Source organism: Microcoleus sp. w2-18bC1 (genome assembly GCF_036700365.1).
In the GTDB taxonomy this organism is placed as follows: Bacteria; Cyanobacteriota; Cyanobacteriia; order Cyanobacteriales; family Microcoleaceae; genus Microcoleus.
In genome coordinates this window covers 1-1,731 of sequence record NZ_JAUBOS010000154.1, presented here as the reverse complement: position 1 = coordinate 1,731, position 1,731 = coordinate 1, and the positions used below count along the sequence as shown (strand labels likewise).

Sequence of the window (1,731 nt, the reverse complement as noted above, 5' to 3'; positions counted from 1 at the left end):
CATTCTGCCTATTCAGGACGGCGATGTCTGAGGGGTGAAACCCCTCAGACATTCGCCAACAGTCTCTTTCAATCGCCACGTTATCTAAAACGCTTGAAAAGCCCTATTTAATAGTAAGCCAAACATCTTGGAAAAATTTTCAGCGCATTCTGGATGCTGCTGTTTCATTCTTTACAGTAAAAATACATAATTTTTGGTTCAGGGCCTTGTCAGTGAATTTACTTAATGTTATGTTGTCACCATACAATCACTGTCAGAGGGCAGAATCTACTTTTCAATCAAACAAGACTGGTCTCTAAACCGAGCCTCATTTTTCTATCTCCGTGTTTAGAAACAACTAGAAAAACTTTAGTTAATTCAAGATGAATCCTATGTTAAAACTGAGTGCTTTATTCCCAATTCATTGCAATGACCGAGCCATCAGCCACGTATTTTTTTCAGTATGCAAAGAATGGCAAAAACCTGAGCTGAATGCTCGCATGGTTGTCCCGAGTTGCGATCGCTCCTGCCGCAACTCAAATATAGTTGAAGCAATTCCGTCATTTCTGACAAACTTTTATTACCGCAGCCCTAGTGCTCCCAAAATCAAGGCAGAGAAGCGTTTTCTCAAAGATATCAAAAATTTTGATGTTGCCTACTTGTGGCCCGCTATATCATTAGATACTGTAAAGAGCGTTAACAAGCAAAGTAAGCCGATTTTTTGGGAGCGAGTTAATACTTGTCAAAGTCAAGCTAAGAGTATCCTTGACGATGCTTACTCTCGCTTGGAATTGCAACCTCAACACGCAATTACCCCAGAAAAAATTAAGACCGAAGAGCAAAAACTCAAGCTAGTTGACTTTCTGTTTTGTCCCAGTCCGGCAGTAGTAAAATCATTTCAAGAAGCCGGAGTTCCTGAAGAAAAACTGCTGTTAACCACTGAAGGTTGGTCGCCGTCGCGTTTCCCCAATTATCAATCCCAAAAACCGGCCTCAGAGGAAGTTAACGTCCTTTTCCTAGGTTTTGCCTGCGTCCGCAAAGGGACTCACCTGCTCTTGCAGGCTTGGGAGCGAGCTGGGATTAAGGGAAAGCTGACAATTTTTGGCTCCCTCGAACCGGCGATTGCTCACACTTGCAGCCATTTGCTGAAACGTCCTGATGTAGTTCACTTTGATTATGCCTTGGACTACAGTTCTGCCTATCGCCAAGCTGACTTTTTTGCCTTTCCCAGTCTGGAGGAAGGTAGCGCACTCGTTATCTATGAAGCAATGGGTCATGGTTTGCCGATTCTGGCTTCACCGATGGGAGGAGGTGGTGTGGTGCGTGATGGCGTTGAGGGCATAATTCTTCCTCCTTACGATACTGACGCCTGGGTGGAGGCACTACGAAAACTATCTAATTCTCCTGATTTGCGGGCTAAGATGGGAGCCGCCGCCCGCCAGCGAGCTTTGGAGTTTACTTGGCCAAAAGTTGCGGCTAGGCGCGGAGAGCAGATTCGGCAAAAAATGCAGGCAAAATAAAAACTCAATAGGAGAGGACTGACGAAGAGTCCTTATTTGTTAAAATCTTTAAGAAACGACTCTTCGTCCTCACGACTTGCCCGATGAGGGTTATATGACAGGACTAGATAGGGCTTGCTGAATAATCGATAGCCAACCAAGAGCAGGAGCGATCGATATATTCAAGCTTGGTTAAATATAAGTTGTTTCGGCATTGATTCCACCCCGTTATAATTGTAGATTATATTCAAGC

1 protein-coding gene is annotated in these 1,731 nt (G+C 44.2%); it reads left to right on the top strand.

Translation table 11 applies throughout. The annotated features are described in order from the left end of the window. Window positions 1-371 precede the first annotated feature (371 nt). A complete protein-coding gene (locus QT979_RS28790; protein ID WP_333213014.1) occupies window positions 372-1,499 on the top strand; it encodes a glycosyltransferase family 4 protein in 1,128 nt (375 codons plus the stop codon). The last annotated feature ends 232 nt before the right edge of the window (window positions 1,500-1,731 follow it).

Bases quoted from the DNA above. Each gene is read 5' to 3' on its own strand.
- QT979_RS28790 (WP_333213014.1), top strand. From the start codon at position 372: ATGTTAAAACTGAGTGCTTTATTCCCAATTCATTGCAATGACCGAGCC.